The organism is Leucobacter sp. VD1, assembly GCF_037150695.1.
In the GTDB taxonomy this organism is placed as follows: Bacteria; Actinomycetota; Actinomycetes; order Actinomycetales; family Microbacteriaceae; genus Leucobacter.
In genome coordinates, this window is the sequence record NZ_JBBCPO010000001.1 from 616,169 (window position 1) to 638,900 (window position 22,732).

Sequence of the window (22,732 nt, forward strand, 5' to 3'; positions counted from 1 at the left end):
AAGGATTTCTCCTACTGGGGTGTTCTGCGATGAACGCGTAGACTGTTTCGGATGAAGATTCTGGCGGCGATGAGTGGGGGAGTGGACTCCGCCGTGGCGGCAGCACGCGCTGTCGAGGCGGGGCACGATGTCGTGGGTGTGCATTTGGCGCTCAGCCGGATGCCCGGCACACTGCGCACCGGTTCCCGTGGCTGCTGCACCATTGAAGACGCAATGGATGCGCGCCGTGCCGCCGGGATGCTGGGGATTCCTTTCTATGTATGGGATCTCAGCGAGCGCTTCAAAGAAGACGTTGTTGACGACTTCATCGCGGAGTACGCGGCAGGTCGCACACCCAACCCGTGCATGCGCTGCAACGAGAAGATCAAGTTTGCCGCGCTGCTCGACAAGGCGATCGCCCTCGGCTTCGACGCCGTGGCCACCGGGCACTACGCGACGCTCGAAGACGGCCCGAACGGCCGTGAACTGCACCGCGCAAGTGCCTGGGCGAAAGACCAGTCGTACGTACTCGGCGTGCTTACCGAGCGGCAGCTCGCGCACTGTTACTTTCCGCTCGGTGACACCCCTTCAAAAGAGCTGATCCGGGCAGAGGCCGAGGATCGCGGGCTACAGGTAGCCCAGAAGCCCGACAGCCACGACATCTGCTTCATCCCCGACGGCGACACGCGCGGGTGGCTCTCGGATCACCTGGCGCGCGAACCGGGGGAGATCCTGGATGAGTCAGGTGAGGTCGTCGGGCGCCACGACGGCGCCCACGGCTACACCGTGGGGCAGCGGCGCGGCCTGCAGCTGGGTCGGCCGGCACCCGACGGTCAGCCGCGCTACGTGCTCTCGATCCGCCCGGTTTCGAACCAGGTGGTGGTCGGCCCGAAGCAGAGCCTTGCCATCGGACGCATTGCGGGCGGGCGCTTCAGCTGGGCCGGCGAGCCCGGCTTCGATGTGAGCGAGACTTTCGACTGCGAGGTGCAGATTCGGGCGCACGCCGATCCTGTGCCGGCTCGGGCCAGGCTCGAGCCGATCCTCGAGTCAGAGCGCACCGAGCAGCATCGGGCCGATGCGACGCACGAGATCGTGGTTGACATCGATCTCGCGCGCGCAGAGCCTCTGCTGGGGGTGGCGCCTGGCCAGACCGCGGTGGTCTACATCGGCACGCGGGTGCTCGGCCAGTTCACGATCGACAGGGCCGTGGCTGCTGCAGCGCCCGCTGCGTCCGCTGCGCCCGCTGCGTCCGCTGCGCCCACCGTCGTCACTGCTCACTGAGGTCGTCGGTGGGGCAGTTTGAGCCCCGGCGAAACGACCACACGCGTTACCTCGCTGCGGGAGGGAGGGGCCGGGGGCGCGAATGTCAGCGGTCGCTTCTAGACTGAAGAGGTGAACGAGAACCCGCCGATCCCCGAAACCTTCGATGAGGCTCGTGCTGAAGCCGAGCAGCTGACCGTCGAGATCGAGCGTCTGCGCCGCGCCTACTACTCCGAGGCGACGAGCCTGGTCTCAGACGCCGAGTACGACGAGATGTTCCACAGGCTCGAAGCTCTCGAACGCGCCTTCCCCGAACTCGCGGGCCAAGACAGTCCCACCCGTGAGGTGGGCGCCGCCGTTGTCTCCGCAGGCTTCCCCGAGCACGAGCACGCCGAACGCATGCTCAGCCTCGACAACGTCTTCTCGCTCGACGAGTTCCGCGAATGGGCCGAGAAAACCCAGGCGGCCGCCGGCCGCAAGGTGCGCTGGCTCACCGAGCTCAAAATCGACGGACTCGCGATCAGCCTCGCCTACCGCGATGGAGTGCTCGAAACCGCAACCACTCGCGGCGATGGGCGTGTGGGCGAAGACATCACCGAAAATATCGATCTCATCCCTGTCATCCCCCGCGAGCTGCACGGTGAGGGCATCCCCGAGTTCTTCGAGGCGCGCGGCGAGGTGTTCTTGAGCAGCGAAGATTTCGAAGCTCTCAACCGCCGCCAGCACGAACTCCAGGCTCAATCGGCCGCAGAGCAGCGGGCAAAAGGAATCCCAGAGGAGCGGATCGCGATCCGCTACCCAGAGTTCGCGAACGCCCGCAACACTGCAGCCGGCACCCTGCGCCAGCGAGCCGAGAAGAAGAACGAGACCGATCTGGCGCTCATGCGCGACAGGCTCGGGCGGCTGTCGCTCTACGTGCACGGCATCGGTGCCTGGCAGCAGCCCGGCATCGAGAACCAATCAGAGGTCTACGGGCTGCTCGCCGAGTGGGGGCTGCCGGTTTCACCCCACTCGCGGGTCTTCGACACTGTCGACGAGGTTGTCGAGTTCATCGCCGACCGCGGCGAGCACCGCCACGACGTCGAACATGAGATCGATGGCATCGTGGTGAAGATCGACGAACTCGAGCTGCACGCTGAGCTCGGCGAGACCAGCCGAGCCCCGCGCTGGGCCATCGCCTACAAATACCCGCCAGAAGAGGTGCACACCCGCCTCCTCGACATCCGCGTCGGCGTGGGTCGCACTGGCCGGGCCACCCCCTACGCGGTAATGGAACCTGTCAAAGTTGCGGGATCGACGGTGCGTCAGGCCACGCTGCACAACCAGCAAGTGGTGCAGGCAAAGGGCGTGCTTATCGGCGACACCGTGGTGCTCCGCAAAGCCGGAGACGTGATCCCCGAGGTGCTCGGAGCCGTGATCGAACTGCGAGACGGCAGTGAGGTCGAGTGGCGCATGCCCGAGCACTGCCCCGAGTGCGGCACACCCCTGCGCCCCATGAAGGAGGGCGACATCGACCTGCGCTGCCCGAACGCACGTGCCTGCCCTGCACAGGTGCGCGGCCGTGTCGAACACATCGGATCACGGGGCGCACTCGATATCGAGGTGCTCGGCGAGATCACCGCGGCCGCTCTCACCCAACCCGAGATTCCCGCCGTTCCACCACTCGAAACCGAGGCAGGGCTTTTCGACCTGAGCCTCGATGAGCTCGTTCCGATCACTGTCGTCGTGCGCGACAGCGAAACAGGCGAGCCTGTGATCGATGAAGAGACCGGTGAGCCGCGGCGACGCTCACCGTTCCAGCGCGTCGTGCTCGAGTATCCGCCCGCCGCTGCCGGGCTCGATGCCGCGGCACGGCGCAAGGCAGGTTTCCGCAAAAACCACCGTGTGGTGCTCCCCTCGAAAGACGCCGAGACCTTCCTCACCGAGCTTGAGAAGGCGAAGACGAAGCCGCTGTGGCGTCTGCTGGTCTCCCTGAACATCCGCCACGTCGGGCCGGTTGCGGCACGAGCGCTCGCGGAGTGGTTCGGTTCGCTCGATGCGATCCGCCAGGCCTCCGTCGAAGAACTCTCCGAGGTAGATGGCGTGGGCAGCATCATCGCCGAGTCGCTCAAGGAGTGGTTCGAAGTCGACTGGCATCGTGAGATCGTCGATCGCTGGGCCGCTGCAGGGGTGCAGTGGGCGACGCCAGGCCACCCTGGACCCGGTGCCGCGGTTGCCGAGGGCGGGGTGCTCGCTGGGCTTACGGTGGTCGCTACAGGCAGCCTCGAAGGGTTCACGCGAGACGGCGCCAAGGAGGCGATCATCCAGGCCGGCGGCAAGGCGGCGTCAAGCGTTTCGAAGAAGACCGACTTCGTGGCCGCCGGCCCCGGGGCAGGCTCGAAACTCGCCAAAGCTGAGGAGTTGAATATTCCGGTGCTCGACGCCGCGCAGTTCGCGGTGCTTGTCACCGAGGGCCCTGCGGCCCTGGCGCTGGCAGCGGGCGAGACCGAAGCATCTGAGGCCTGAAACAGGTTCAGATAGCACTGAAGTGAGCCGCGGGGAGTGACGGCTCACCGTTTGGCAGGGTTTCGCAGTCGGACGCAGCAGCACGGCACCCCGGCCGCGCTACGATGATCGCATCATGCACAGTGACGCCGAGGCTCCCTCAGAGCTGTACGTTTACGACCTCGACGGGGTGATCACCACGCGTGACACCTTCGTCGCACTGCTGCTCGGGCGTCTGCGCGCCTCTCGGCTTCGATATGCGCGAGCGCTTCCGCTGATCGCGGGGTGGGCTGCGAGCCGCACCACTGCGAGTCGATCGGCCTTCGCCCAGCGCATCACACGGGTGGCGCTGCGAGGGCTGTCGGAGGAGGCGTACGCGCAGCTTGCCCAAGGCTTCGGTGCCCGCGTCGGCGTGGATCCTGCGTGGATCAGGCAGAGCACGGTGCAGCGCATCAGGGCACAGCACGAATCTGGCGCGCAGATAGTGATTGCGACCGCGACGGAGCAGCGGCTCGCGGAATCGCTGCTGCGGGCGGCCGGGGTGCCCTACGACATGCTCTGTGCTTCATTGCTCGCGGCGGCCCCTGATGGTATGCGGTTCGTGGATCATCGGATGGGGCAGCGCAAGGCCGATGCCTTGATTGAGCATGCGGTGCCGATGGCTGCGGCGGAGTTCGCCACCGATTCTGCCGCAGACCTTCCCACGGCGCGGCTCGCGAAGCGCCTGGTGCTGATCGGGTCCTCGCCCAGCACCCGTGAGCGGTTCGCCAACGAGGGGCTGAGCTTCGAGCTCGGCCCGGAAGGCTGACTCACCGGTTTCTCGGCTCGACAGGCGAGCCCGCCCGTTGCTCAACGCTGCGCGACGACGCTCCCGAGCACGTAGTGGAGGGCGGCGTGCAGGCGCGGCCCGACCTCTTCCCAGCGGCCGTGAAAGCCGACGAGATCTTTCGTGCCGAAGCCCACGGCTACCAGGGTCCAGGCGACCTCATCGATGTTCGTGTCGGGGCGGAGTTCTCCGGCTGCGGCGGCTTCTGTGAGCGCACCCGTCAAAAAGGTGTGCCAGGTCGCGTAGGGGTCGATCCGCCGCTCAGGAAACTCCGTGCGTGATTCTGCAGCGAGGCGCATGCCGGCGCGCACCAGCACATTGCCTGCCATCAACTCGCCCACCTCGTCGAAGGCGCAATAGAGGCGTTCGAGGGGGCTTGAAGCGCGTCGGGCTGCGGCTGCCTGAGCACCGCGCATTGCGGTGCCCTCGGCGTTGAGCACGGCGACGCCCAACTCGTGCCTGGTGGGCGGTCGGCCCGCGAGCGCGTCGACGTCGCCCGCGAGCATCCAGTTGAGCTGACCGCTGTGGTACCCGCGCAGCGCGAACTCTTCTGCTGCCGCAAGCAGCATGGTGTCGTCAATCCTGGTCATATCGGTTGCCCCCTACCGCCCAGTCGAAGCTGGCGTCTGCTCGTCGAAGAATGCGAGTTTCGCGCTTGCGACAATGCCGTCGCTGGAGCGCGATTCCACCTGCAGGTCGTGCACCTTCGTGCCGTCGCGCACCCAGGCGCGGTCGTGGACGAGGCGCGTCTCAGTGGTGATCTGAGCGCCGAGCGGCGTTGAACGGCCGGTGGCGCGAATGTTCATGGTGCGCATCCAGAGGTTGCCCATTCCTGCGCGGGTAATGCCTTTCGCAAGGCAGACCACTGCCTGGCTCATCTGCCCCATGGTGACGAGGTAGTCGATGACGGTGATCGATGGCCACCGTGCCCCTTCGATGCCGCCGTAGCAGCCGATCGACGACTCGTTCTCTGTGAACTCGTGTTCTGCGCTGATGCTCGAAGCGGCCCTGTCCACCTGGGAGATGCGGGTTTGGGAGCTCACTGCACGCAGCGCTGCCGGGTACGTGGGGGCGGATCCGGGTGGAATGCGAAGGGACGGGGTGTCTCCGTGTCGCCCACCTTCGCGCAGGCCGATGCGCGTGCGGATGTTGCCGGCGGTCGCCTCGATGACAACGTCTTCGCCGTTGCCGTTGCCGGCTTGTGTGGAAAACGCGAGTGGCACCCGGGTGAGGTCGAGCCAGGGTGTTCGGCCGGATCTCAGTTCGACGCTTGAGACGCGGGCTGTCTCGTTTGTGCGGCCGACCGTGACTTGGGCTTGGGTCGCCATCAGTGTGAGCACCACGGCATCGACCGAGCTGAGGTGGGTTTCTCGTGGTTGCCCTGCAGCGTCGAGCGACCAGGCCTCGGGGTAGTGCACGGCGAAGTCTGCGAGGCCGGGGCGGGCTGCGCGCATCTGGTAGGTGACGTCTTTGTAGCCAGCACCGAAGTAGCGTTCCCCGGCAGCGCCGAGCCAATGCTCGAGCGACAGTTCTTGAACATCTGCGGGCACGCGGTCTCCTCGAGATCTTGCTGTGCTCAGCACTGAGCGGGGTGAGTGGTGGGGGAGCACGAGGGGTGGATCCCCGGTCTCGCGGGCTTAGCTTAACTCGTACGTTCGTCTTGCTTCAAAACGACACGTTGGCGGATTGGGGCGGCGGTGCCGCCGTTGGCTAGGAGGTGGTGTCTGCGTCGCCTGTCGGAGCGAGGGCGTCGGCGTAGACGCTGCGGATCATGGTGACGGCATCTTCGCGGAGCTTGGCGGGTACGAGCCCGTCGACCGAGCCGAGCCACATCGTTGCGAGTGATTCGCCGAGTCGGTCGATGTTCTGTCGGGCCATCGCGAGTGACAGGATGCCTGCGAAGTGCGCGACGAGGTATTCGGCGTGCTGGCTCGGGGTGAGGCGGCTTTCGAGTTCGCCGGTTGCAAAGGAGGCGCGGAGATCTTCGGTGACGGCCTGGATCCAGTCGGCGTAGAACCCGGAGACGTCTCCGGTGAACTCTTCTTTTTCGAAGGAGAGGGCCATGCCTGCGCGCACGATCGGGTCGGATGCGATTTGCTCGGCAAGTGCGCGAGACACGTGCACGAGTTTCTGTAGGGTGCCGTCGAGTGGCTTGGTGATCTCTTCGATGAGCCGCAATGAGCGATGGTGCTGCTCTTCGGTGATCGCCTTGGCGATGCTCTCCTTCGTGCGGAAGTGGAAGTAGATGGATCCGATGGAGATCCCCGACTCTTCTGCGATGCTGCGAATGCTCACGGTGCCGTAGCCGTGTTTCATGAACTCGGAAGCGGCACCATCGAGAATGCGAATCTGCGTATCCCGCCCACGATCCTGCGCTGCCGTTCTGCGCTGCGTCACCCTGCACCCTCTCCCGTCGCGACTGCCCCCGCCCCAGCTTAGTCGTGATCGATTCTGTGGCGGTCGGCCCGAGTGTGCTCGGGTCTGGTGATGTTTTGGGCCCAGGCCACGATACGATAAGTAAAGCGATCGTTCCAGTTATTTGTTGGTGCGGGTCGCTGGTACGTTTCGAAACGCGGGCTGGGCATGTCGGTTCAGCGGATCGGATCGCTGGAACGAGGGGGCGTTCGAAGCCCATGAAAGGGTGGCGTGGCGCATCGTGAATCGGCTCAGTCTTGATTCTCCGTCCAGCCTTGAGGTGCTGGCTTCGCGCCTGCTGCCTGGTGCGCCACTGCGACTCCAGGATCAGGAAATGCGCGTTGCGGGCCTGGTTTCTTGCCAGGACGCGAAAGATGGGTGGCTTGAAGCGTACCTTCGGGGCACCGGATCGGCGATGTGGCTCGTGATCGAGCACCGCCGGGGACGCGCCGGCGTCACCATGTGGCAGCGAGCCACGACCGATTGCCTGCCGACGTCATTCGTCACGGCGAGAGACCCGCAGATGCTTGTGGGAACCGCGAATTTCTGGGCCATCGGCTCGTTCGGCGGTATGCAGATCCCGCCCAGGGGAACGCTGCAGTACTTCGAGAGTTTCGACCCGCATCGCACCGCCGAGCGCTTCGGCGGAGGTCGGTGGCTGCTCGGGCGCGAGATCGGCAGAGAAGCAGCCCTCACCAGCATCAGCGCTCAGCTCTTCAGCAGCGAGGTCGTCTGAACGCTGAGGCGGTCGGTGGCCTGCGCTCACGCGGGCGCGGCATGCAGAGCTTCGCCCCACCCTCTCCTCGGTAGGATGGTGTGGTTCACCGAACTTTTCATAACGTCACGATGGAGCAGCATGCCTGACACCCCTGCGGCAGAACGCGCTGGGGCGAGCGGCGAGATCACGGCGCAGACCGTGCAGCATCTCGCCGGACTCGCCCGGATCGCCCTCACCGACGCGGAGATCGATTCGCTCACCACTGAGCTCGACTCGATCCTCGCCAACATCGCCAAGGTGAGCGAGGTCGCACGCGCCGACGTGCCGGCCACGAGCCACCCGATTCCGCTGAGCAACGTCACCCGGGCCGATGAGGTCGCCGACGTGCTCACACGCGAGCAGGCGCTGGCAAACGCACCCGAGACGAGCGACGGCATGTTCCGCGTTTCCTCGATCCTCGGTGAAGAGCAGTAAGGCGAACGGCATGAGTGAACTGATCAGAATGACCGCGGCGGAGCTCGCCGCGAAGCTCTCCTCTGGCGAGGTCTCCTCCGAGGAGGCCACGCGCGCCCACCTCGACCGCATTGCGGCCGTTGATGGTGCCCTGAACGCCTTCCTCGCGACCGATGCCGAGGCATCGCTCGCGGCGGCCCGCGACATCGACGCCCGCCGCGCTGCCGGTGAGGCCCTTGGCGAGCTCGCCGGCGTGCCGCTCGCCGTGAAAGATGTGCTCGTCACCACCGACATGCCCTCCACCTCGGGCTCCAAGATTCTCGAGGGCTACCGCTCGCCCTACGATGCGACCGCCGTTGCCAAGGCCCGCGCGGCCGGGCTCATCAGCATCGGCAAGACCAATATGGACGAGTTCGCGATGGGCTCCTCCACCGAGAACTCCGCCTACGGACCCACCCGCAACCAGTGGGCGGCCGACCGGGTGCCCGGCGGCTCCGGCGGCGGTTCGGCCGTGGCTGTTGGCGCATTCGAGGCGCCGCTTGCGCTGGGTTCTGACACGGGCGGCTCGATCCGCCAGCCCGCCGCGCTCACCGGCACTGTTGGTGTCAAGCCCACCTACGGCGGTGTCAGCCGCTACGGGGCCATCGCGCTCGCCTCATCGCTCGACCAGATCGGCCCGTGCGCCCGCACCGTGCTCGACACGGCGCTGCTGCACGACGTCATCGCAGGTCACGACCACCACGATTCGACCTCGCTCGATTTCGCCTGGCCGTCGATGGCGGAGGCCGCCAGAGGCGGTGCCGATCCGGCAAGCCTCAAGGGGCTGCGCGTCGGCGTGGTGAAGCAGCTCATGGTTGACGGCCTGCAGCCGGGTGTGAAGGCCCGCTTCGATGAGGCACTGGCACTGCTCGCAGCGCAGGGTGCCGAGATCGTGGAGATCGACGCCCCTCACTTCGAGTACGCCGTCGCAGCGTACTACCTGATCCTGCCCGCCGAGGCTTCCAGCAACCTGGCCAAGTACGACTCCGTGCGTTTCGGCCTGCGCGTCACCCCCCAGGGCGGCGGCACCGTCGAGAGCGTGATGAGCGAGACCCGCGCCGCAGGGTTCGGCACCGAGGTGAAGCGACGCATCATTCTCGGCACCTATGCCCTCTCGGCCGGCTACTACGATGCCTACTACGGCAGTGCGCAGAAGGTGCGCACCCTCATTCAGCGCGACTTCGCCAGCGCCTTCGACAAGGTTGACGTGATCGCCTCGCCCACCGCGCCCACGACAGCGTGGCAGCTCGGTGCCCACGGCGGCGATCCGCTGCAGGATTACCTCAACGACGCCACCACGATCCCCGCGAACCTCGCGGGAATCCCCGGACTCAGCCTGCCGATCGGCACTGCGAGCGAGGACGGCCTGCCCGTGGGCCTGCAGCTCATGGCTCCCGCTTTCGAGGATGCCCGCCTGTACCGCGCGGGATCCGCCATCGAAAGCCTCATCACCGAGCGCGACGGATCTCCGTTCTGGGCGCAGGCGCCCTCCCTTGCAGGTGCTTCGACTGGAGAGGCGGCGAACTGATGGCCAAGACCAAGCTGATGGACTTCGAGCGGGCCCTCGAACTGTTCGAGCCGGTGATCGGCCTCGAAGTGCACGTCGAGCTCAACACGAAGACGAAGATGTTCTCTTCGGCACCCAACACCTTCGGTGCTGAACCGAACACGAACCTCACTCCGGTGTGCCTCGGCCTGCCCGGTTCGCTGCCCGTGGTCAACGAGCAGGCGGTGCGCGGATCGATCAGCCTCGGCCTCGCGCTCGGATGCGAGATCGCCGAGGTTTCGGGCTTCGCTCGGAAGAACTACTTCTACCCCGACATGGCGAAGAACTATCAGATCTCCCAGTACGACGACCCCATCGCGTACGACGGCTCCGTGGAGATCGAGCTCGCATCGGGGCGTGTTGTGCACGTGCCCATCGAGCGCGCCCACATGGAGGAAGACGCAGGCAAACTCAACCACGTCGGCGGTTCGACGGGCCGTATCCAGGGCGCCGAGTACTCCCTCGTCGACTACAACCGCGCCGGCGTGCCGCTCGTGGAGATCGTGACCCGCCCCGTCTTCGGCGGCGAGGCCGACACCCCTGAGATTGCCGCCGCTTACGTGGCGACCATCCGCGAGATCGTGATCGCGCTCGGCATCTCGGACGCCCGCATGGAGCGTGGCAACCTGCGTTGCGACGCGAACGTGTCGCTGCGCCCCCGCGGCAACGAGGGTGCCGGCATGTCCGTGCTCGGCACCCGCACCGAGACGAAGAACGTGAACTCGTTGCGTTCGATCGAGCGCGCGGTGCGCTTCGAGATTCAACGGCAGGCTCAGATTCTCGCTGACGGCGGCTCCATCACGCAGGAGACCCGCCACTGGCACGAAGACACGGGAGAGACGTCGCCCGGCCGCCCGAAGAGCGACGCCGACGACTACCGCTACTTCCCCGAGCCCGATCTCGCGCCGCTCACCCCGTCGCGTGAGCTTGTCGAGGAGCTGCGGGCCCAGCTGCCAGAGCACCCGACGCTGCGCACCCGCCGTTTGAAGCAGGAGTGGCAGTTCAGTGCGCTCGAGTTCCAGGACGTGGTGAACGCCGGCCTGCTCTCGACCATCGAGGCTACTGTTGCGGCCGGCGTGCCGCCGCAGACGGCGCGCAAGTGGTGGACCGGCGAGATCGCGCGCATCGCGAACGAGCGCTCGGCTGCGCCCGCCGATCTCATCACTCCGCAGCAGATCGTCTCCGTCGTCGAGCTCGTCGATGCCGGCACCCTCAACGACAAGCTGGCGCGTCAGGTCATCGCCGGCATCATCGACGGTGAGGGCACCGCCGCGGAGATCGTTGAGGCACGTGGGCTCGCGATCGTCTCCGACGATGGCGCGCTCATCGCGGCAGTCGATGCGGCGCTCGCCGAGCAGCCGGATGTGCTCGCAAAGATTCGCGACGGCAAGGTGCAGGCCGCCGGCGCGATCATTGGCGCCGTCATGAAGGCGATGCGCGGCCAGGCCGACGCGGCTCGTGTGCGTGAGCTGGTACTGGAGCGCGCCGGCCAGGAGTAGCACCGCGCGTGTGTTCGACATGATGCCCCGGGCGCGTTCACCGCTCCCGGGGCATTCTGCTGCGTGTGCACCCCTGACCGCGCAGAAATGCGATGCCGATGCACCGGAACGGGAGTCGGCTGGGAGGCCGTGAAGGATTCCGCCCTAGAATCGCCCGCATCCGGTTTTCGCCGGCCGCACCGAGGAGGCCCCGTATGTCGAACGACGCACCTGCACCCCACCCAGGCGGCGATGCGCCCGCGAACGAGCACTCGACGCGAGGTGCATACGTCACCAGCGGTGCCGAGTTCACGCGCGACACGCACTACATCGAGGATCGGATCGTGGCGGATCCGGCGGCGATCCGGCGGCTGCCGGCACCGCCGCCCTCCAAGATCGGCTCGCTCGGCTTCGGGCTGAGCGAGGGGGCCGAGGCGTGGCCGGTCGAGCCGGGCCGCTATCGTCTCGTCGCGGCCAACGCCTGCCCGTGGGCGAATCGCACCGTGATCGTGCGGCGGCTGCTGGGGCTCGAAGAGGCGATCTCGCTCGCCCGGCCCGGCCCCACGCACGACGCGCGATCCTGGACCTTCGATCTCGATCCCGGGGGCCGAGACCCGGTGCTTGGCACCGAGCGTCTGCAGCAGAACTACTTCGCCCGCTTTCCGGGCTATCCGCGGGGCATCACGGTGCCTGCCATCGTCGATATCCCCTCAGGCGGGGTCGTCACGAACGACTACCCTCAGATCACACTCGACTTCTCAACCCAGTGGCGCGAATATCACCGCGAGGGCGCACCCGATCTGCTGCCCGATGCGCTGCGGCACGAGATGTGGCCCGTGATCGAGCGGGTGTTCACCGAGGTGAACAATGGCGTCTACCGCTGCGGCTTCGCGGGCAGCCAGGAGGCGTACGAGGCGGCCTACGTGCGCCTCTGGGAGGCAATGGATTGGCTTGAGGAGCGGCTTTCGACGCGGCGCTATCTGATGGGCGGCACGATCACGGAGGCAGATGTTCGCCTCTTCACCACGCTCGCCCGCTTCGACCCCGTCTATCACGGGCACTTCAAGACGAACCGCAGCAAGCTCGCCGAGATGGATCACCTGTGGGGGTATGCCCGGGATCTGTTTCAGACGCCCGGCTTTGGCGACACGATCGACTTCGTGCAGATCAAGCAGCACTACTACATCACGCACGAAGACGTGAACCCCACGGGCATCGTGCCGGTGGGGCCAGATCTCGCCGGCTGGCTCGAACCTCACGATCGTGCGCGGCTCGGTGGTGAGCCGTTCGGTGACGGCATCCCACCCGGGCCGGTGCCCGAGGGGGAGCGGATCGCTGCCGGGCACAACCCCCTGTATCCGCTCGAAGCGGAGTAGCGATCGGCGGCAGCGGCGACGGTCGGCCGGAACGACCCGGCGCAGCAGCGGCGACGCCGCGCAGCAGTGAGGCCGGGGCGGTGGGATCTCCTCCCGCCGCCCCGGCCTCACTGCTGCGATGCGCTTACTTCACGTCTTCGTCGACCCAGTCCATCGACTTGGTGACGGCCTTGCGCCAGTTGCGCAGCTGACGGTCGCGCTCGGCTTCGTCCATCTCGGGCTCCCAACGGCGATCCTCCTGCCAGTTGGCCGAGAGATCGTCGAGGCCGTTCCAGAACCCGACCGCGAGGCCGGCTGCGTAGGCTGCACCGAGGGCGGTGGTCTCAGCTACGACCGGGCGCACCACCGGAACCCCGAGCACATCGGCCTGGAACTGCATGAGCGCGTTGTTCGCCACCATGCCGCCGTCGACCTTGAGCTCGGTGAGGTCGACGCCTGCGTCGGCGTTGACGGCGTCGAGCACATCGCGTGTCTGGAACGCGACGGCCTCGAGCGCTGCCCGCGCAATGTGGCCCTTGTTGGCGTAGCGGGTGAGGCCCACGATCGCGCCGCGGGCGTCCGGGCGCCAGTAGGGGGCGAACAGGCCGGAGAACGCGGGAACGATGTACACGCCGCCGTTGTCGGGCACGCTCGCCGACAGCTCTTCGACCTGCGGCGCCGACTCGATGATGCCGAGCTGGTCGCGCAGCCACTGGATGAGCGAGCCCGTCACTGCGATCGAACCTTCGAGTGCGTAGTGGGTGGGGGCGTCGCCCAGCTTGTAGCCGACAGTAGTGAGCAGGCCGTTCTTCGAGTGGACGATCTCTTCGCCGGTGTTGAAGATGAGGAAGCAGCCGGTGCCGTAGGTGTTCTTCGACTCGCCGGCCTCGAATGCGGCCTGGCCGAAGGTGGCTGCCTGCTGATCGCCGAGAATGCCGGCGATGGGGGTTTCGCGCAGCAGCGACGAGTCTTCGGCGTGGCCGTAGACCTCGGAGGAGGAGCGGATCTCGGGCAGCATTGAGCGCGGCACACCGAAGGCTTCGAGGATGTCGTCGCGCCACTCGAGCGTTTCGAGGTCCATGAAGAGGGTGCGCGAGGCGTTGGTGACATCGGTGGCGTGCACGCCGCCCTCGGCACCGCCGGTCAGGTTCCAGAGCACCCAGCAGTCGGTGGTGCCGAAGAGCAGATCGCCGGCTTCGGCGGCCTCGCGGGCGCCCTCGACGTTCTCGAGGATCCACGCGATCTTCGTGCCGGAGAAGTAGGTCGCGAGCGGCAAGCCCACGATCTGCTTGAACCTGTCGGTGCCGCCGTCGGCTGCGAGGCGGTCTACGATGTCCTGGGTGCGGGTGTCCTGCCAGACGATCGCGTTGTAGACGGGCTGGCCGGTTTTCTTATTCCAGACCACGGCGGTCTCGCGCTGGTTGGTGATACCGATCGCGGCGATGTCGTGGCGGGTGAGGTCGGCGCGGCCGAGCGCGATGCCGATCACCTCTTGCACGTTCTGCCAGATCTCTGCGGCGTCGTGCTCGACCCAGCCGGCCTGCGGCATGATCTGCTCGTGCTCCTTCTGGCCGACGGAGATGATGGATCCCGAGCGGTCGAAGATGATGGCGCGGCTCGAGGTGGTGCCCTGGTCGATGGCGATGACGTACTTGGACATGGGATTCCTTTCGATGCGGCGAGGCGGCGGTGCTTCGCCGGGGTGTGGGGAGGGGGCGGCCTTTGGGGCCGACCCCCTCCGCAGATGATCGGTGCGGCGGGGGTATCCCGCGTGAGGAGTTATGCCAGGGAGAGCAGTGCGGGAGCGGCGAATGCTGCAATCGCGCCGCCCACGAGCGGGCCGAAGACCGGCACCCACGCGTAGCCCCAGTCGCTGCCGCCCTTGCCCTTGATCGGGAGGATGGCGTGCGCGATGCGGGGGCCGAGGTCGCGGGCAGGGTTGATGGCGTAGCCCGTGGGGCCACCGAGCGAGGCGCCGATGCCCACGACGAGCAGGGCGACGGGCAGAGCGGTCAGCGGTCCGAGGCCGCCAGGAACGCCGACGTTGACGTCGCCGTAGTCAGCGAAGGCAAGGATCACGAAGACGAGCACGAAGGTGCCGATGACCTCGGTGATGAAGTTGGCGCCGTAGGAGCGGATCGCCGGGCCGGTCGAGAATACGCCGAGCTTGTTGGCGGCCTCGGGCTCATCATCGAAGTGCTGCTTGTAGGCGGCCCAGCAGAGGATCGCGCCGATGATCGCGCCGACCAGCTCAGCGGCGAATGCGACGAAGAACATGGGGGCGGTGATGGTGCCTGCGATGAGCAGGCCGATGCCGACCGCGGGGTTCAGGATCGCGCCGGAGTAGGCGGAGGCGAGAACGCCGGCGAAGACCGCGAGCCCCCACCCCCAGTTGACCATCAGGAAGCCTCCCGCGTTGCCCTTCGTCTTTGCGAGGGCCACGTTGGCGACGACGCCGCAGCCGAGCAACACCAGCATGGCGGTGCCGACCATTTCGGAGAGGAAGTAGAGTCCCAGATTGATATCCATAGTTGTCTCCATTGACCTTTCGGGTGACTCCTGACGCGCCACCGTGGCGGGTCAGGGTGCATAAGAAGCGGTGGATTCGCGAGCCGGATGCGGCTCGGAGGGGAGCTGATCGCTCACCCTGCGGTGAATGAGCCTCCCTTCGAGGGATCGATGCGGTGCGCGTTGCGCAGCAGCTCGATGGTGCGGTCTACCTCTGCCGTGATCGTACCCTCATCCCAGCCGAGTGCGGGAGCGATCGCTGCCGCGGCAGCTCGGATGCGCGGCTCGGTGAGCCCGCCAACGAACGCGATGGAGGTGCGGCGCAGCAGAAGGTCGTCGAGGTGCACCACCTGCTCGGTGGCTGCGAGGTGAGCGAGCTCGGCGGCGGTGTAGCCGGGCAGCTCTGGCAATTCGGGGTCTCGCTCGGGCGTTGCCGCCAGCACCTCAGTGGCGCGGGTGCCGTAGCGGTCGAGCAGCACTGATACACGACCGCGGTCGCGCCCGTCTGCGTGGGCCGCGAGCCAGCGCAGCCGGGAGGCAGCATCGACGGGGTAGCCGTCGCCACCACCGACGGCGAGTTTCTCGGTGCTCACCCGGCGCTGCTTGCCGAGCTGACCCATCGCCTCATCGGCGAGGTGTTCTGCGAGCGCGCGGAAGGTGGTCCACTTGCCGCCGACGAGGCTGAGCACGGGAGTGGAGCGGTGCTCGGTGGCAACGATGCGGTAGTCGCGGGAGACGAAGCCGGGGGCGGTGTCGTCGTGGCGGGGGAGCGGCCGAATGCCGGAGAAAGAGTAAACGATGTGCGAGCGGTCGACGGCGATCTTGGGGAAGACATGGTGTACAAGATCGAAGAAGTAGTCGACTTCGTCGTCGGTGCAGACGACAGGTTTTGCGGGGTCGGCGTCGATGTCGGTGGTGCCGACGAGAACGCGGTTCTTCAGCGGGTAGATCAGCACGATGCGCCCGTCGGAGTGCTCGAAGAAGATCTCCCTGCCACCTGTTGCGGCGAGGAGCTCGGGGTGGTCGAGCACGATGTGCGAGCCCTTCGTGCCTCCCATGTAGCGGGTGGTGTCGCCGAGGGCCTCGTTGGTGATGTCGGTCCAGGGGCCGCTGGTGTTGAGAATGAGGCGTGCTGAGAAGTCGAACTCCTCGCCGGTGACCTCGTCGCGCAGGCGTACGCCGTGCTCGGAGCTGCCTACTGCCGGGAGGTAGTTCGCGGCGCGGGCGCGGGCGCCGCCCGCGAGGAGGCCGTCGTTGAGCACGTCGAGCGCGAGGCGCTCGGGGTCGTGCATTGAGGCGTCGAAGTAGGTGGCCGTGTACTTGAGATTGGAGTTGAGCTGCGGCAGCTCCTTCAGCGACTGCGCTTTGCCCAGGAAGCGGTGGCGGGGCACCTGGCCGCCTGCGCGCGAGAAGGTGTCGTAGATCATGAGGCCGATTTTGATGAGCGCAGCGCCGCGTTCGTTCGGCTTACCCCGACCGTGGGTGACGAGCAGCCGGAAGGGTGCCGAGAGAATGCCCGAGAATGTGGAGTAGATCGGGATCGTGGTCTTCAACGGGCGCACGTAGTGGGGTGCGTTGCGTACGAGCCTGTTGCGCTCGGTAACTGACTCTTTGACGAGCCGGAACTCGCCGTTCTCGAGGTAGCGAATGCCGCCGTGCACCATGTGGCTCGACGCAGATGATGCACCCGAGACAAAATCGGCGCGCTCGACGAGCGCAACGTCGATGCCCTGCAGGGCGAGATCGCGGAAGGTGGCGATGCCGTTGATGCCGCCGCCGATGATGAGCACGTCCGCGTGGGGGCGCGCGCGAAGCTGCTCGACCGATGGGCGTGATGCTGCTGCTGGGCGCTCGTTCATTTCCAGAACCTTTCGAGACTGTTTCGGCCAGAATGCTCCACATCTGAACCGAATTGCAAAGTTGTTGCACATATGTGCAGAATGGTGCGTGATCGGAGGCTTCACACCATGGCCGAACGGCAGAGTCCTGCGAAAACGCGCGACGCACTGCGCGCAGCCCAGCTCTACTACCAGCAGAACCTCACCATGGAGGCGATCGCCGAAGACCTGCGGGTATCGCGCTCATCCGTCTCTCGCCTGCTCACCCACGCCCGTTCCACGGGGCTCGTCGAGATCCGCATCCACTCGCCGCAGGAGGCGCGCTCCCGCATCGAACAGCGCTTTTCAGAGCGCTTCGGCGTCACCGCGCATGTTGTGCCAGGATCCGACAGACAGTCCGAGCACGAACGGCTGGAGCGCACGGCGCAGGCCGCGGCCCAACTCATCGCCGGTGCCGTGGCGCCGCGCACCACGATTGGCGTGGCATGGGGGTCGACGGTGAGCGCCGTCGCCCGCAGCCTGCCACGAAAACCGACAGCCGAAACCCGAGTCGTGCAGATGAACGGCGCCGCGAACGGGCGCACGACGGGAGTCTCCTACGCCACAGGCCTGCTCGGAGGCTTCGCCGGCGCATTCTCAGCCGAGATCTACGAGTTTCCGGTGCCCGCCATCTTCGACGACCCTGCTACCCGCACCGCGCTCTGGCGAGAGCGGGCCGTAAGCCGCGTGATCGACCTGCAAGCCTCGGTCAACCTGTTCGTCTTCGGCCTCGGATCCCGCATCGGCGATCCGCGCTCCCACATCTACTCTGGCGGCTACCTCGGCGCAGAAGATCTGCGCTCCCTGGTCGAGCAGAGCGTCGTGGGCGACTGCGCCACAGTTTTTTACAAGGCCGATGGAAGCACTGAGGGAATCGCGATGAACGAACGTTCGAGCGGGCCCCGCTTCGACGTGGTGAGGCGCATCCCGCAGCGACTCTGCGTGGTCTCGGGCGCTGCGAAGCGCGACAGCCTGCGCGGTGCGCTCGCTGCCGGCATCATCACCGACCTCGTCGTCGACGAAAGCCTCGCCAGGCAGGTGCTCGCAGTCGACAGCCCTGCCACGTGAACCCCGTGAGAGAATGACGGGTATGAGCGACGGCCCGGGCGACACCGCTGCGGGAGTTTCCGCTGGCGTTCGCACCTCGGCCTCGATCCTGCACGTCGACATGGATTCCTTCTTCGTGTCTGTCGAACTGCTCGACCGCCCAGAGCTGCGGGGGCTTCCCGTCGCCGCAGCCCACGACACCGTGCGCTCAGTGGTGTCGAGCGCGAGCTACGAAGCCCGCCGCTTCGGGGTGCGATCCGCCATGCCCGTGGCCCGCGCCAAACAGCTCTGCCCCCAACTGGTGCTCGTGCCGCCCACCTTCGAAAAATACCGGCGCGCCTCCCGCGAGGTGATGGCGATCTTTGAGGAGTTCACCCCGCTCGTCGAGCCGCTCAGCATCGACGAAGCCTTCCTCGATGTTGCCGGCTCTGTGCGCCTCTTCGGTGAGCCTGGCGAGATCGCCAGGCGCCTGCGCGAGCGGATACGCGAACGCACCGGGCTGCCGGCCTCGGTGGGGCTCGCCGGCACGAAGTTCGTGGCCAAGCTTGCGTCGCAGCGCGCCAAGCCCGACGGTGTGCTCGAAATCCCGCCGGCCCGCACACTCGAATTCTTGCACCCGCTGCCCGTCGAGGCGATGTGGGGTGTGGGGCGCGCCACAGCAGGAGCGCTGCAGGCCCGCGCGATCCGCACCGTTGCAGATCTTGCACGCGAGCCGCTGCCATCGCTCGAACGGATCGTGGGGCCCGCGAACGCACGCAGGCTGCACGAGCTCGCGAACGGACGCGACGCGAGACGCATCGAAACCTCGCGCGTCGAGAAGAGCATCGGCCACGAAGAAACCTTCGCCAACGACGAACGCGACGCCCGCGTGCTGCACCGTGAACTGCTGCGCCTCGCCACCCGCACAGGGGAGCGGCTGCGCGCAGCCGACGCCGAAGCCCGCACCGTGTCGATCAAGGTGCGCTGGGAGAACTTCGACACCGTCACCCGTTCGCGCACGCTGCCCGAGGCCACGAACTCGTCTCAGCGCATCTATCGCACCGCCGTCGAACTCTTCGAAACGCTGGGTGCCGCAGGGCGCCCAGTGCGACTCATCGGCGTGCGCGCAGAGCAACTGCTCGCGGCTGGCAGCGACGCCGCCGCGCTCTGGAGCGATGACGAAGACTGGCGTGCCGTTGACCAGGCCGTCGATGAGGTGCGCGACCGATTCGGCGCCTCCGGCGTGCGCCCCGCGAGTTTGCTGCGGGAGCGCGACGAGATTGTCGATCCCCGCTCTCTGCAGCCGCCTGCCTAAACGCTGAAACTGCCCGGCCCGAACGAGTCGTCGCTCTCGTCGCGGCGATCCGCCGCCATGATTGCGAGCACCGATTCGAGGATCGCGGCGAGCCAATCGAACACCATCACCGTGCCGCGCGTCTCATCGTCGTCGAGCAGTGCGGCGTGATCTTCGGCGGCGTCCAGGCCGATGCGAGCCGCTATCGCGAGTCGCAGCGCCGTCAGCGTGCGTGCCCAGGCGGGTAGTTCGGCGGCTACGATGTCGACCTCGACCGTGCGCTCCTCGTTCGGCATGCCACCGCCCAAGCCGAGCGCTGAGGTGAGCTGCATCGCGTCCTGCATCTTGCGGTTGAGTAGCCCCTGCTCGGTGACGCGCCGGAACGCACCGGCCTCTTCGTCACCCGCGTACGCGTCGGGGAAGAGCCTCGCGAGCGCGGGATCATGCGGTGCCTCATCGGAGCCCCCGACCTCAAGGCTCGCGAACAGCGGATCCGGGTCGAGTGCGGTGCTGCTGTGGCTCTGCAGCAACTGGATCAGTTGCGTCACCAATTGATCCAGCATCGCGGCCTCGTCATGCTCCAAGAGCAGTCGCAGCCCGCCGTTCTGCAACGGCAGCAGTCTCATGCCTCGCCCGCCTGCCGCACCGTGGCCCACAAACCGTATCCGTGCATCGCCTCAACGTGCATCTCCATCGCCTCGCGGCCACCCTCGGCCACGACCGCGCTGCCGCGATGGTGCACCCGCAGCATCAGCTCCTCTGCCTGATCACGCGCAAAACCGAAGTGGGTTTGAAACACGTATGCGACGTACGACATCAGATTCACGGGATCGTCCCATACGACCGTCTGCCACACTGGGTCGGCGGTGGCCTGGGGTGTCTCGTGTCGTTGAGTGCCCGTTCTCGTTGCGCTCATAGTGACCACCGCATTACCCCCACCCGAGTTCGTGGATGCGCTCCTCGGAAATGCCGTAGAAGTGCGCGATTTCGTGGACGAGGGTGACACGGATCTCACGCACCAGCTCTTCGCGGTCGCCGCAGTGCTCAAGCAGTGTCTCGCGGAACAGGATGATGCGGTCGGGTTCTTCGCCGTAGCCGTACACGTCGCGCTCGGCGAGGGAGAAGCCCTCGTAGACGCCGAGGATGTCGCTGCCATCGGCGGGACGATCTTCGACCAGGAAGATCACGTTGTCGAGCTGGGCGAGCATGTCGTCGTGCAGCGAATCGAGGCCGTCAGCGACCAGCGATTCGAACTCCTCGTGCGACATCTCGAGCATGTTTTCACCCTACACAGATGCGCTGACGTGCGCGTGGGAGTTTCGGGGTGAAAGTTGCCCGGGCGAGGGGTGGTGCGGGTGCGCCGCCCCCGGCGTGTGTGTCGGTTTGGCGAAGCGGGGGAGTTGTGGGCTATGATCGTGGGGTTGCCTCGTTCGCCCCCGGCGAGTGTGGTCAGTATGGTGGCTATAGCTCAGTTGGTAGAGCACCGGCTTGTGGTGCCGGTGGTCGCGGGTTCAAGTCCCGTTAGCCACCCTGATAAATCGGCCCCGACGTTCGCGTCGGGGCCGATTTTTGTGTGGTGCGGATCGCCTGCGCTGTGCGGGGTCACGCACTCTCGGGGTGCTCTCATCTTCCCTGGTCTGGCCTGCGCGGTTCCGAGTCTGCACCACTGCGACCCTGTGCCGCGGTTCAGGGTGGGGATCGCAGACCGGGTGGGGTGAAAGTGGGGGTGAAATATTGATGCGTTTGGGGCTTGTGCGTTTGGGGTGCCTGTAGCGTTGACGGGAAACCCGGGTCGATCGGTGCGTTGAGGGGAACGACGCGGCAACGGGGGAGTTGGATCGACCTTGGGAGTGCTGCTATGCATGAAGAAGTTCGGGGTGCGCGGATGCGTGCGCCCAGGTATGGCCGGCGGCTCAGCGCCGCGGTAGCTGCTGTCGCGTTGGGTGCGACCGCGCTGATGGGGGTGGCGGTATCGGCTGCTTCGGCGGCGCCGTCGAATATCGACCCGAACACGCCGCGGTCGCTCACCATTCATAAGCTGTCACAGCCCGCCACGGCTGGCGTTGCTGGTGATGGTTCGGAGCTCGCGCCGGGGAGCCTGCCGGCTGACGCTTTGCCGATCAACGGGGTGGAGTTCACGGTGCAGCAGGTGACCGCTGTGGGTGGCAAGGCTGTCGATCTGAACACTGACGCAGGGTGGGCCACGATCCAGCCGTACCTCAACGGCACCACTCCCTTCGTGCCGGGCAATGCGACCCTGGGTGCGCCGGTGAAGCAGGTGACCGCGAACGGTGGCCTGGCAGTGTTCAACACGCTGCCGGTGGGGTTGTTCTATGTGACCGAGACGAACCCGGGACCGAACTCGATCAAGGCACCCGCGCAGCCGTTCCTCGTGACCCTCCCCATGCCGACCGCGGATCCCGGTGTGTTCCGCTACGACGTGCACGCGTATCCGAAGAACACCCTCGGTGATCAGCCGTACATGGTGAAAACCGTTGACGATCGCTCCGCGCATGCGGTGGGCGACACGGTGACCTGGACAGTATCCATTCAGATTCCGAACAGCCAGGGGTATGTGGTCGACTCGGTTGATTTTTTGGATAGGCCAGAGGGGTGGACCTGGGGAGAATACAATCGGCCGTACCTGCTGCGGACCGGTGTCGGGAAGGCCTGGAGCGGTCCAGAGGCCAAGCCAGATCTCATCTATTTTACTGAGCCCGGTGGGGTCCGCACCGACGGTTCTTCGCAGTGTGGCTCTCCGGGCGGTCCTGCGTTCTTTTGCTCTGGTGAGGGGATCAAGCCGGGCACATTGATCGAGCTCGTGTACGAGACGAAAGTGAACGAGCTTCCAGCAAATGGTGTCGTGCGCAATCAAGCGGAAGTCGGAGTGAATGAAACGAACATGACGTCTGAGTCGCAAACGCTGTGGGGCAAAGCGCAGTTCACGAAGCACGCTGCAGGTGACACCTCGAAGGTGCTCGCCGGTGCCGAGTTCCAGATCTTCGCCGACAAGGCCGCAGCCGACGCTGCAGCAGCACGGGTTGCTGCGGGCCAGCCGGTGACCACCGGCCTCACATTCGAGACATCGACGTTCAACCCCGACGCTTACTCCTGGATTCCGACTCGAACCCAAACCCTCACCTCCGACGCGAACGGCAGTGTCACCTTTCCTGGCCTCAAGGCCTCGCAGGCGGGTATCAAGTATTGGGCTGTCGAGACGAAGGCTCCTGCGGGCTACGTCGCCTCGACCACCCCGACCGAGTTCACTGTCACCCCGAGTGCTACCCCTACGGGTGCTGCCGCGGTGCACGTGCCCAACCAGATGCGCCAGGCCGGCGCCCTCCCCGTGCTCGGCGGGGCCGGGATGACCGCCATCGGTATCGGGGGCGCGATCCTCATCTCCGGTGGCCTGCTCTTCGCCATCTTCGGCCGCCGCAAGAAGCCGCAGGAGACCCCCACCGCAGCCGCTTAACG

Annotated in this window: 20 protein-coding genes and 1 tRNA gene; 12 read left to right on the forward strand and 9 right to left on the reverse strand. The window is 66.4% G+C overall.

Annotated elements, in window-relative coordinates; all coding sequences use genetic code 11:
• Window positions 1–51: 51 nt before the first annotated feature.
• The 3 genes from mnmA to WFL22_RS02905 all read left to right on the forward strand — a co-directional run bounded on the left by mnmA (window position 52) and on the right by WFL22_RS02905 (window position 4,531).
• Window positions 52–1,260 (forward strand): tRNA 2-thiouridine(34) synthase MnmA, encoded by a 1,209-nt coding sequence (gene mnmA, locus WFL22_RS02895; protein WP_336991397.1) that lies wholly within the window; start codon window positions 52–54, stop codon window positions 1,258–1,260.
• A 111-nt stretch (window positions 1,261–1,371) separates the two neighbouring features.
• Window positions 1,372–3,744: an NAD-dependent DNA ligase LigA gene (gene ligA / locus WFL22_RS02900; RefSeq protein ID WP_336651218.1), complete on the forward strand. Its 2,373-nt coding sequence runs from the start codon at window positions 1,372–1,374 to the stop codon at window positions 3,742–3,744.
• A gap of 115 nt (window positions 3,745–3,859) precedes the next feature.
• Window positions 3,860–4,531 carry a haloacid dehalogenase-like hydrolase gene (locus WFL22_RS02905; RefSeq protein ID WP_336651217.1) on the forward strand — a complete coding sequence of 224 codons (672 nt, stop codon included), beginning with the start codon at window positions 3,860–3,862 and terminating at the stop codon, window positions 4,529–4,531.
• A 41-nt stretch (window positions 4,532–4,572) separates the two neighbouring features.
• Here WFL22_RS02905 and WFL22_RS02910 read toward each other — a convergent pair whose 3' ends face one another.
• The 3 genes from WFL22_RS02910 to WFL22_RS02920 form a co-directional block, all read right to left on the reverse strand.
• Window positions 4,573–5,139: a hypothetical protein gene (locus tag WFL22_RS02910; protein ID WP_336991399.1), complete on the reverse strand. Its 567-nt coding sequence runs from the start codon at window positions 5,137–5,139 to the stop codon at window positions 4,573–4,575.
• 12 nt (window positions 5,140–5,151) lie between these two features.
• Complete coding sequence (locus WFL22_RS02915; protein ID WP_336991400.1) at window positions 5,152–6,099, reverse strand: AvrD family protein; 948 nt, start codon at window positions 6,097–6,099, stop codon at window positions 5,152–5,154.
• Between the two features lie 160 nt (window positions 6,100–6,259).
• Entirely contained in the window at window positions 6,260–6,946 is a 687-nt protein-coding gene (locus tag WFL22_RS02920) for a ScbR family autoregulator-binding transcription factor (RefSeq protein ID WP_336991401.1), read from the reverse strand.
• 259 nt (window positions 6,947–7,205) lie between these two features.
• On the opposite strand from WFL22_RS02920, the gene WFL22_RS02925 reads away from it, so the two are divergent.
• From WFL22_RS02925 to WFL22_RS02945, 5 genes are all read left to right on the forward strand, one after another.
• Window positions 7,206–7,700 carry a hypothetical protein gene (locus WFL22_RS02925; RefSeq protein ID WP_336661106.1) on the forward strand — a complete coding sequence of 165 codons (495 nt, stop codon included), beginning with the start codon at window positions 7,206–7,208 and terminating at the stop codon, window positions 7,698–7,700.
• Between the two features lie 120 nt (window positions 7,701–7,820).
• Window positions 7,821–8,156, forward strand: coding sequence for an Asp-tRNA(Asn)/Glu-tRNA(Gln) amidotransferase subunit GatC (gene gatC / locus WFL22_RS02930; protein WP_336651212.1), 336 nt, complete (start codon window positions 7,821–7,823; stop codon window positions 8,154–8,156).
• 10 nt (window positions 8,157–8,166) lie between these two features.
• Complete coding sequence (gatA, locus tag WFL22_RS02935) at window positions 8,167–9,702, forward strand: Asp-tRNA(Asn)/Glu-tRNA(Gln) amidotransferase subunit GatA (protein ID WP_336991402.1); 1,536 nt, start codon at window positions 8,167–8,169, stop codon at window positions 9,700–9,702.
• Complete coding sequence (gatB, locus tag WFL22_RS02940) at window positions 9,702–11,219, forward strand: Asp-tRNA(Asn)/Glu-tRNA(Gln) amidotransferase subunit GatB (protein ID WP_336991404.1); 1,518 nt, start codon at window positions 9,702–9,704, stop codon at window positions 11,217–11,219. The genes gatA and gatB overlap by 1 nt, the downstream gene beginning before the upstream one ends.
• 194 nt (window positions 11,220–11,413) lie before the next feature.
• Complete coding sequence (locus WFL22_RS02945) at window positions 11,414–12,574, forward strand: glutathione S-transferase family protein (RefSeq protein ID WP_336991405.1); 1,161 nt, start codon at window positions 11,414–11,416, stop codon at window positions 12,572–12,574.
• 124 nt (window positions 12,575–12,698) lie between these two features.
• Here WFL22_RS02945 and glpK read toward each other — a convergent pair whose 3' ends face one another.
• The 3 genes from glpK to WFL22_RS02960 form a co-directional block, all read right to left on the reverse strand.
• Window positions 12,699–14,213: a glycerol kinase GlpK gene (gene glpK, locus WFL22_RS02950; RefSeq protein ID WP_336651208.1), complete on the reverse strand. Its 1,515-nt coding sequence runs from the start codon at window positions 14,211–14,213 to the stop codon at window positions 12,699–12,701.
• Window positions 14,214–14,332: 119 nt separating this feature from the next.
• On the reverse strand, window positions 14,333–15,082 hold the full coding sequence (locus WFL22_RS02955) for an MIP/aquaporin family protein (RefSeq protein ID WP_336651207.1): 750 nt from the start codon (window positions 15,080–15,082) through the stop codon (window positions 14,333–14,335).
• Window positions 15,083–15,195: 113 nt separating this feature from the next.
• Window positions 15,196–16,920, reverse strand: coding sequence for a glycerol-3-phosphate dehydrogenase/oxidase (locus WFL22_RS02960; protein ID WP_336991406.1), 1,725 nt, complete (start codon window positions 16,918–16,920; stop codon window positions 15,196–15,198).
• A 108-nt stretch (window positions 16,921–17,028) separates the two neighbouring features.
• Between WFL22_RS02960 and WFL22_RS02965 the strand changes: the two genes are divergently transcribed.
• Together WFL22_RS02965 and dinB are read left to right on the forward strand one after the other, a co-directional pair.
• The gene (locus WFL22_RS02965; protein ID WP_336651205.1) at window positions 17,029–18,006 is read left to right on the forward strand and encodes a sugar-binding transcriptional regulator; all 978 of its coding nucleotides are present in this window, start codon (window positions 17,029–17,031) and stop codon (window positions 18,004–18,006) included.
• A 22-nt stretch (window positions 18,007–18,028) separates the two neighbouring features.
• Entirely contained in the window at window positions 18,029–19,279 is a 1,251-nt protein-coding gene (gene dinB / locus WFL22_RS02970; RefSeq protein WP_336991407.1) for a DNA polymerase IV, read from the forward strand.
• Here the strand turns inward: dinB and WFL22_RS02975 are convergent.
• Genes WFL22_RS02975 through WFL22_RS02985 form a run of 3 tightly spaced genes read right to left on the reverse strand, consistent with a single transcriptional unit; the run spans window position 19,276 to window position 20,535 of the window.
• Complete coding sequence (locus tag WFL22_RS02975; protein ID WP_336991408.1) at window positions 19,276–19,884, reverse strand: DUF2017 family protein; 609 nt, start codon at window positions 19,882–19,884, stop codon at window positions 19,276–19,278. The two genes, dinB and WFL22_RS02975, sit on opposite strands and share 4 nt — an antisense overlap.
• Window positions 19,881–20,174, reverse strand: coding sequence for an ATP-dependent Clp protease adapter ClpS (gene clpS / locus WFL22_RS02980; RefSeq protein WP_336991409.1), 294 nt, complete (start codon window positions 20,172–20,174; stop codon window positions 19,881–19,883). The genes WFL22_RS02975 and clpS overlap by 4 nt, the downstream gene beginning before the upstream one ends.
• A gap of 13 nt (window positions 20,175–20,187) precedes the next feature.
• On the reverse strand, window positions 20,188–20,535 hold the full coding sequence (locus WFL22_RS02985) for a metallopeptidase family protein (RefSeq protein ID WP_336991410.1): 348 nt from the start codon (window positions 20,533–20,535) through the stop codon (window positions 20,188–20,190).
• A 180-nt stretch (window positions 20,536–20,715) separates the two neighbouring features.
• Here WFL22_RS02985 and WFL22_RS02990 point away from each other — a divergent pair.
• A tRNA-His gene (locus WFL22_RS02990) sits at window positions 20,716–20,788 on the forward strand.
• Window positions 20,789–21,116: 328 nt separating this feature from the next.
• Window positions 21,117–22,730: a SpaH/EbpB family LPXTG-anchored major pilin gene (locus WFL22_RS02995; RefSeq protein WP_336991411.1), complete on the forward strand. Its 1,614-nt coding sequence runs from the start codon at window positions 21,117–21,119 to the stop codon at window positions 22,728–22,730.
• Window positions 22,731–22,732: the final 2 nt, after the last annotated feature.

Bases quoted from the DNA above. Each gene is read 5' to 3' on its own strand.
- mnmA (WP_336991397.1), top strand. From the start codon at position 52: ATGAAGATTCTGGCGGCGATGAGTGGGGGAGTGGACTCCGCCGTGGCG.
- WFL22_RS02905 (WP_336651217.1), top strand. From the start codon at position 3,860: ATGCACAGTGACGCCGAGGCTCCCTCAGAGCTGTACGTTTACGACCTC.
- WFL22_RS02910 (WP_336991399.1), bottom strand. From the start codon at position 5,139: ATGACCAGGATTGACGACACCATGCTGCTTGCGGCAGCAGAAGAGTTC.
- gatC (WP_336651212.1), top strand. From the start codon at position 7,821: ATGCCTGACACCCCTGCGGCAGAACGCGCTGGGGCGAGCGGCGAGATC.
- gatA (WP_336991402.1), top strand. From the start codon at position 8,167: ATGAGTGAACTGATCAGAATGACCGCGGCGGAGCTCGCCGCGAAGCTC.
- gatB (WP_336991404.1), top strand. From the start codon at position 9,702: ATGGCCAAGACCAAGCTGATGGACTTCGAGCGGGCCCTCGAACTGTTC.
- WFL22_RS02945 (WP_336991405.1), top strand. From the start codon at position 11,414: ATGTCGAACGACGCACCTGCACCCCACCCAGGCGGCGATGCGCCCGCG.
- glpK (WP_336651208.1), bottom strand. From the start codon at position 14,213: ATGTCCAAGTACGTCATCGCCATCGACCAGGGCACCACCTCGAGCCGC.
- WFL22_RS02955 (WP_336651207.1), bottom strand. From the start codon at position 15,082: ATGGATATCAATCTGGGACTCTACTTCCTCTCCGAAATGGTCGGCACC.
- WFL22_RS02960 (WP_336991406.1), bottom strand. From the start codon at position 16,920: ATGAACGAGCGCCCAGCAGCAGCATCACGCCCATCGGTCGAGCAGCTT.
- WFL22_RS02965 (WP_336651205.1), top strand. From the start codon at position 17,029: ATGGCCGAACGGCAGAGTCCTGCGAAAACGCGCGACGCACTGCGCGCA.
- dinB (WP_336991407.1), top strand. From the start codon at position 18,029: ATGAGCGACGGCCCGGGCGACACCGCTGCGGGAGTTTCCGCTGGCGTT.
- WFL22_RS02975 (WP_336991408.1), bottom strand. From the start codon at position 19,884: ATGAGACTGCTGCCGTTGCAGAACGGCGGGCTGCGACTGCTCTTGGAG.
- clpS (WP_336991409.1), bottom strand. From the start codon at position 20,174: ATGAGCGCAACGAGAACGGGCACTCAACGACACGAGACACCCCAGGCC.
- WFL22_RS02985 (WP_336991410.1), bottom strand. From the start codon at position 20,535: ATGCTCGAGATGTCGCACGAGGAGTTCGAATCGCTGGTCGCTGACGGC.
- WFL22_RS02995 (WP_336991411.1), top strand. From the start codon at position 21,117: ATGCATGAAGAAGTTCGGGGTGCGCGGATGCGTGCGCCCAGGTATGGC.